This window comes from uncultured Gemella sp., assembly GCF_963529685.1.
Lineage (GTDB): Bacteria > Bacillota > Bacilli > Staphylococcales > Gemellaceae > Gemella.
Genome location: NZ_CAUSAI010000058.1, coordinates 1 through 7,942 on the forward strand (window position 1 = coordinate 1; position 7,942 = coordinate 7,942).

Annotated in this window: 7 protein-coding genes; 4 read left to right on the forward strand and 3 right to left on the reverse strand. The window is 30.9% G+C overall.

The annotated features are described in order from the left end of the window. Positions 1-85: 85 nt before the first annotated feature. The gene (locus RWS90_RS07335; RefSeq protein WP_314550075.1) at positions 86-721 is read left to right on the forward strand and encodes a YigZ family protein; all 636 of its coding nucleotides are present in this window, start codon (positions 86-88) and stop codon (positions 719-721) included. Positions 722-776: 55 nt separating this feature from the next. Here the strand turns inward: RWS90_RS07335 and RWS90_RS07340 are convergent, their stop codons facing one another. The 3 genes from RWS90_RS07340 to RWS90_RS07350 form a co-directional block, all read right to left on the reverse strand. After that, positions 777-1,415: an NAD(P)H-dependent oxidoreductase gene (locus tag RWS90_RS07340; RefSeq protein ID WP_314550076.1), complete on the reverse strand. Its 639-nt coding sequence runs from the start codon at positions 1,413-1,415 to the stop codon at positions 777-779. A gap of 72 nt (positions 1,416-1,487) precedes the next feature. Further along, complete coding sequence (locus RWS90_RS07345) at positions 1,488-2,795, reverse strand: aspartate kinase (RefSeq protein WP_314550078.1); 1,308 nt, start codon at positions 2,793-2,795, stop codon at positions 1,488-1,490. Between the two features lie 126 nt (positions 2,796-2,921). Beyond that, a complete protein-coding gene (locus RWS90_RS07350; RefSeq protein WP_314550080.1) occupies positions 2,922-4,076 on the reverse strand; it encodes a homoserine dehydrogenase in 1,155 nt (384 codons plus the stop codon). A 251-nt stretch (positions 4,077-4,327) separates the two neighbouring features. Here RWS90_RS07350 and thrC point away from each other — a divergent pair, with 251 nt between their 5' ends. The 3 genes from thrC (at position 4,328) to asd (ending at position 7,847) form a co-directional block, all read left to right on the forward strand. Further along, on the forward strand, positions 4,328-5,800 hold the full coding sequence (thrC, locus tag RWS90_RS07355) for a threonine synthase (protein WP_314550082.1): 1,473 nt from the start codon (positions 4,328-4,330) through the stop codon (positions 5,798-5,800). Then, on the forward strand, positions 5,800-6,681 hold the full coding sequence (thrB, locus tag RWS90_RS07360; RefSeq protein WP_314550084.1) for a homoserine kinase: 882 nt from the start codon (positions 5,800-5,802) through the stop codon (positions 6,679-6,681). Before thrC ends, thrB begins: the two co-directional genes overlap by 1 nt. 89 nt (positions 6,682-6,770) lie before the next feature. After that, entirely contained in the window at positions 6,771-7,847 is a 1,077-nt protein-coding gene (asd, locus tag RWS90_RS07365) for an aspartate-semialdehyde dehydrogenase (protein ID WP_314550086.1), read from the forward strand. The last annotated feature ends 95 nt before the right edge of the window (positions 7,848-7,942 follow it).

Here is a 7,942-nt window from a genome sequence, read left to right on the forward strand (position 1 = left end):
ACATTCTAATTATTGACATTTTATTTATAATACATCATAATTAATATAGTAAATTCAGCAAATTATAAATTACAAAGGAGGTACTATGGCGAAAAAATTTATTACAATCAAAGAAGATTCATACGATGAATTTGTAGAGAAAAAATCTACATTTATCACCCATTTAATTAGGGTAAGTAGTGAAGACGAAGCTCGTGATTTTATTCAAAAAATGAAAAAGAAACACTACGATGCTACACATGTTTGCTCATGTTATGTTGTTGGAGATAACAACGAAATAACTCGTGCTAACGATGATGGTGAACCTAGTGGAACTGCTGGTGCTCCGATGTTAGACGTACTAGTAAAAAACGAAATAAAAAATGTCTGTGCTACCGTAATACGTTATTTCGGTGGGACTAAGCTAGGAACTGGTGGTTTAGTTCGTGCATACGGTGGTGGAGTTATTAATGCGTTAAAAAATGCAACATTAGTAGAAAGAAAAGATGCTTTTGAAGTTAGATTAGAACTTGATTATAGTCTAAATGGAAAAATAGAATATGAAATCGGAAAAACTAATTTTATCGTGAATAATCTAGAGTATACCGATAAGATCGTTTATACAATTTATGTTATGCAAGAAGACTTCGAAAACTTTGAAAGTTGGATAGCAAATCTTACTAACGGACAATTTAAAATTCTTCGCTCTAAAGAAAAACAACTTGAATTTGATATTAAATAATGATAAGAAGGAAACTAGCACACTAAATTAATAGCGTCCAATTTCCTTCTTAATTTTACACTTTATTTCTTTTAGAAAATTCTTCTATCCACTCTTTTAAATCTTCTATTGCTTTTTCTACTATTTTCTCTTTATTATTAAAAACAAGATCTAAACCTTCTACTCGTAAAACTTTAATTTTATCTATTCCTAATACACTAAATATTCCCCTAACATATTGAACTGCAAAATCTAGATTAACATATTGGATATGCTTATCAAATTCTCCCCCACTAGTTATAACAAACGTTATCTGCTTATTAGATTTATCTAAACCTACTAACGATTCTTCTTCACATTTAAATGTCTCATTTACAATTACAATATTATCTATGTAATCTTTAAATTTTGACACTACATTAAAATTATGAAGTGGCATGTAAATAAACACTGCTTCCGAGTTTTTCCATTGAATCAAAAGCTCTTTTTGTCTTTTTTTATCTGTTTTCTCTTTATCAGTTAATTGAACTCCTTCGTAATTAAACATAAACTTGTCCATTACTGGAATATGTAAACTTGGGTCATATAAATTAAGCTCTTCTATGTTTTTGTAACCTTCTTCTCTTAATTTATCTTCACCAACTTTAGCTAAGATATTAGAAATACGTTGTTTTCCATCATAGTCTGGATGACACATAATCTGTAAAATTTTCATAACTCACCTCTAAATAGTAATTACCAATTATAGAAACAACTTCCCAACCTAAACAGTCGGGAAGTTTTGACTTTATTTGAACTCGTTGTAAATTGTGTTTATAGTTTTTTCATAATCATTATTATGAACACCTACAATTATATTAATTTCATCATTTGTTTGTGAAATTAATGCAATATTTACTCCAGCTTCCCCTAAAGCTTTGAATAATCTTCCTGATAAACCTTTCGTATTCTTCATTTTTTCTCCAACTGTTGCAATAAGAGCAACCTCATGAGTTACATTCACTTCATCAGCTCCAAGAACTGTTTTTACTTTTGCTACTAATTCGTGAATAAATGGTCTCACGTTCATTGTTTCAACAACTACAGAGAACGAATCAATTCCACTTGGAATATGTTCAATACTAACATTAAAGTCTTCAAAAATTTTCAGTGCCTTACCTATTAAACCAACCTCATTAGCCATATGACGTTTCTTAATCGTAATAATTGAGAAATCTTTTTTCCCTGCAATACCTGTAACCATTTGTTTTTCATCAAGATGTTTATTATCTGAGATAATAGTTCCTTCTGCTGTTGGATCATTTGTATTACGAATTTGAATTGGAATATCTTTATCACGAACTGGGAAAATTGCCTCTTCATGCAGAACACTAGCTCCCATATATGAAAGTTCACGAAGTTCTGTATAACTAATTACTTTAATTTCATGTGGATTTTCAATAATACGAGGATCTGCCATTAAGATACCTGAAACGTCTGTCCAGTTTTCATAAACACTAGCATTAGCAATGTTTGCAACTATCGCTCCACTAACATCTCCCCCTCCACGCGTCATAATTTTTATCTCACCATTTGGACGACTTCCGTAAAATCCTGGAATAAGAAGGCGATCATATTCTTTTACTACCTCATCAAAAGTAGCTTGAGTTCTTTCAAAATCAATTTCACCTTGATAATTGTAGAAAATTAAATCTTTAGCATCTACAAAATGATATCCTAAATACTCAGCCATTAATAAAGCTGTTAAATATTCTCCACGGCTTACTAAATATTCCTCATCTATTCCTTTACTAATCTCTGCTTTTAATTTAGCAAGTTCTCCTTCGATATCAAATTTTAAGTTTAACTCATTTTTTATAGCAACAAATTTATCTTCAATCATTTTAAAGATATTGTCAAAGTTAATATTGTATTTAGTGTGCGCATAGCATAAATAAAGTAAATCTGTTACCTTATTATCTTCTTTATTCGCTTTCCCTACAGCACTAACTACAACAAAACGACGTGCATCGTCAAGCTCTACAATATTTTTAACTTTTTTAAATTGTTCTGCACTCGCTACCGAGCTTCCTCCAAATTTTGCTACTCTAACCATCTTAACTCCTTTTTCTAATCATTTTTTGTATTTTCTATCTATATATATTATATAACTATCCACAAAAAAATCAATAAATTTTCTGAAAAATCTAAAATTTATTTTTAATAATTAATTTTATCGATTCTATTTATGAAATTTAGCTACAACGTACTTACTATCTTGTTCTTTTACATCATTTACTAATCTCGACAATTGTTTTAATGAAATTTCTTTTGTTTTAATATAGAAATTCCCTTTATATTCTTCTATACTTTCTATTAAATTTCCAGTTAACTTAACCGATGATCTTACTAAATAGTTTCTTCTAGTTAATTCTTCAGTATATGTTAAGTTATTATTTATTACTACATCAACTCGAGAAGCGCCTTCGCTAATATCTACAATATCTTGAACAATAGCATTTCCTGTAGGTAGTTTCCCAGCTCCTTGACCATAAAATTTAAGTTCACCAATAAATGATCCATCTAAGGTAATGATGTTATTATTTAAAGGGACTGCCGCTTCTTGAGATTCTTTTCCAAAAATAGAAAGCATTACTGAAGTCTCATATTTTCCATCTACTACATTAGTCTCTCCTATATACTTAACAGCTAAATCATATTGTTTTAAATAGTCAATATCATTTTTTGTAATGTTTCTCATAGAGTATGTAGGGAAGTCTGGATCAACATGAATATCAAATGCAAGTGCATTACTTAAAATAATTTTATTAACTACATCCCCACCATCAACATCAGCACTAGGGTCTGCTTCAGCATAACCTAGATCTTGTGCAGTTTTTAATGTAGATTCAAATTCTTCATTATTTCTATACATATTATCAAGAATAAAATTACTCGTTCCATTAAATATACCATAAACGCGTTTTACTTCATCAACACGTCTAGTTCTTTCTAAGTTTACAAGCCAAGGGATTCCACCACCCACACTAGCTTCAAAAATAAACTTAACTCCATTTTTTTCAGCTAATTCAACAAACTCATCTAAATATTTAGCTGCCACAGCTTTATTCGCTGTAACAACATGTTTTTTATTTTCTAGGGATTTTTTAATAAATTCATAAGCAGGATTTATTCCTCCAAGACATTCAACAACTACTAAGATTTCTCCGTCATTAATGATTTCATTAATATCATCTGTAGCTAAAGGCATTTTGTCACGACTTCTCGCAAAAACACGTTTTACTTCTATTTTCTTTAGTTCTTGCGGCTTACCATTTGTTATAATATCATATACGCCGCTTCCTACAGTCCCATATCCCAAAATAGCAATCTTCATAATATTAATTGTCTCCTTAAATCATTTTATTTTCTAATTAAAAGTTTAACAAGTATTTCTCCTATGTCAATTAATTGATATTGATAATTTTCAAAAAATTTCAACTTTTTTGTATTTTTGACTGTTTTTATAATCATTTTTGGTGTAAAATTAATATTATATAAATCAATCTAGTTCTTTTTGAAAAAACACTTGTATTTTTATAGAGAACATTGTATCATATATACAACGATAAAGCAAGGAGATTTTGAATGATTTACGAAAGTACAAGAGATATTAATAGAAAATTAAATCCTAGTGAAGCTATTCTTCAAGGTTTAAGTGAAGAAGGTGGACTTTTCGTTTTAAGAGATTTAGGAAAAAATAAATTAGATTTAGAAAATTTAAAAGGAAAAAATTATTATGAAGTAGCTGAAACAGTGCTACGACTTTTTGTTGATTTTAGTAATGAAGAAATTAAAAAATGTGTTGAAGAAGCATACAGAGGTAAATTCTCTCATGAAAATATTACTCCTCTTGTAGAATTAAAGGATAGTCATGTCCTTGAACTGTTTAACGGACCTACTAGTGCATTTAAAGATGTGGGGCTATCACTTCTTCCACAACTTACAAAAACTGCACTTACTAAAGTAGAAGATAAAAATGATATTCTTATTTTAACTGCAACCAGTGGGGATACTGGTAAAGCCGCCTTAGAAGGTTTTAAAGATGTGGATAGAACTAAGATAATGGTATTTTATCCAAATGATGGTGTGAGTACAGTACAAAAAACACAAATGCAAACTCAAGAAGGTAAGAATACAAAAGTTTGTGCAATTCACGGAAACTTTGATGATGCTCAAAGTGGAATTAAAGAACTATTTGTTGATGAAAAATTCAAAAAAGAATTACTTTCTAAAAATATTAAGTTATCAAGTGCAAACTCAATAAATATCGGACGTCTTATCCCACAAGTAGTTTACTACGTTGTTTCATACCTAGACTTAGTAAATGCAAACAAAATTAAATTAAATGATAAAGTTAACTTTGTTGTACCTACAGGTAATTTTGGTAATATTCTTGCTGGTTACTACGCTGAGCAAATTGGATTACCAGTAAACAAACTAATCTGTGCAAGCAATAACAATAATGTACTTTATGATTTCTTAACAACTGGTGTGTATGATAAAAATAGAGACTTCTTAAAAACAGTATCACCAAGTATGGATATTCTAATTTCTAGTAATTTAGAGCGTCTACTTTACTACATTAGTGATTGTGACAATGCATATATCGCTAAGCTTATGAAAGACTTAAAAGAAACTGGTCGCTTCGAAGTTACAGGTGAAGTACTTGCTAAGATTAAAGATAAGTTCCTAGCTGGATTTGCTGATGATGAACAAACTAAAGAAACTATTAAATCTATCTACGAAAAAGATAACTACCTATTAGATACACACACTGCAGTAGCTTATAAAGTTCTTCTGGATAATTTAGATAGTGAGCATACTAGTATCGTATTATCAACAGCATCCCCTTATAAATTCACAGAAAGTGTCTACTCTTCTCTATTCAAAACACAAGGTGAAGACGAATTTACTCTTATGAATAAACTTTACGAGCAAACTAAGGTAGTTATTCCTGAAAATTTAAGAGATCTTGATAAAAAAGAAATTAGACATAAAGATGTAATTAATAAAGAAGACATGAAAAAATACATCTTAGAGAAACTAGGTGATTTATAATGGTGAGTGTTCGTGTACCTGCAACTTCTGCTAATGTTGGATGTGGATTTGACAGCCTTGGTGTTGCATTAACACTCTACACTACATTCAAATTCGAGAAGTTAGACAGCGGGCTTGAATTCGTCGGATTTGAAGAACGTTTCTCAAATGAAAACAATCTAGTTTATCAAACATTACTGACTACACTAAAAAAATTAAACAAGAAAATTTCTGGTGTTAGAATATCTATCGAAAATGATGTACCAATTAGCCGTGGTTTAGGTAGTAGCTCTACATGTGTAGTTGCTGGAATTTATGGTGCATACTTATTAACTGATACACCTATTGATAAACCAGAAATCTTTACACTAGCTAACGAAATCGAAGGACATCCTGACAATGTTTCACCTGCTATTTTCGGCAGTCTAAGCTCATCTTGTACTACCGACAGTAAAGAAGCGGTAACTGTGAGATATGAGGTTGATGAAAGATTTAACTTCTTGGCTTTAATTCCAAACTTCGAAACTTCTACTGAAGAAGCTAGAAAGGTAATGCCAAAAGAAATTAACCTACAAGATGCAATCTATTCAATGTCGCGTATTGGATCAGTTATTAAAGCATTTGAAACTTATGACTTAGAACTTCTTAATAAGGTTATGGGAGACAAAATCCACGAACCATATAGAAAAAAAATAATACATGAATATCATGAAGTAAGAGAAATCTGCGAGAAGATTGATAGTTCTGCATTTTTCATTTCTGGAAGCGGTTCTACACTTATGAATATAGTTAGCGATACTAACAATATAGAAAAAATAAAAACTGAACTTGCTAAATTAAAATACAATTGGCAAGCAATCTTACTAAAAGTTGATAAAGAAGGAACAGTAGTTCTAAATTAATATGTTAACAATTTTCGAACTTCTTCTTTTATTGCAGAGAGGAAGTTCATTTTGAAATAATTTTTATATAAATAAAGGAGAAATTTATTATGCAAAAATCAAGAGTAGCCGTACTTGGGGCAACAGGAATGGTAGGTCAACGCCTATTAGTATTATTAGAAAATCACCCATACTTTGACGTAGTTAAATTAGCAGCATCACCTCGTTCTGCTGGTAAAAAATATGGAGAACTTATGGAAAGCCGTTGGAAACTAGACCAAGCACTTCCTGAATATACTAAAGAGTTAGTTGTTGAAGACTTATATAAAATTGATGAAGTTTCTGAGGGAATTGATATGGTATTTTGTGCAATCAACCTTGATAAAGAAGCATTAATCAAACTTGAAGAAGACTATGCTAAACGTGAAGTTGTTGTTGTATCTAACAACTCAGCTAACCGTAACAAAGATGATGTACCAATGATTATTCCAGAGATTAACTCTGCTCACCTAGATGTTCTTCCAGCACAAAGAGAACGCCTTGGAACTAAAAAAGGATTTATCGTTACAAAACCTAACTGTTCAATTCAAAGCTATGTACCTATCTTTGAAGCTATTAAAGAGTACGGTGTTAAAGAAGCATCTATCTGTACTTATCAAGCTATCTCTGGAAGCGGGAAAACTTTCAATGAGTGGCCTGAAATGATTGAAAACATCATTCCTTACATTGGAGGAGAAGAAGAGAAAAGTGAAAAAGAACCACTTAAAATCTTTGGTAAAGTAGTTGATGGAAAAATCGTTCCAGATAACTCAATGAAACTATCAGCACAATGTATTCGTGTTCCAGTTCTTGATGGACACCTTGCTTGTGTATCATTCAACTTAGAAAATAACCCTGGACTAGAAACTTTAGTTGAAAAAATTAAAAATCATGTTCCTGAAATTGCTAAACATGACTTACCACTAGCACCAACTCCGTTCATTAAATATTATGAAGAAAACGATCGTCCACAACCTGTACTAGATCGTGATAACGAAAAAGGTATGCAAATAACTGTAGGTCGTCTTCGTGAAGATAACCTATTTGACTACAAATTCGTAGGACTTTCTCACAACACATTACGTGGTGCCGCTGGTGGAGCTGTATTAACTGCAGAACTAATTAAAAAATTAGGATACTTAGATTAATATTATAAAACAATACTCCAAGAGAATTTCTCTTGGAGTATTCAGGCTGTTGACAAATGCAGAAACTGCATGAGTCAACAGCCTATTTTAATGAG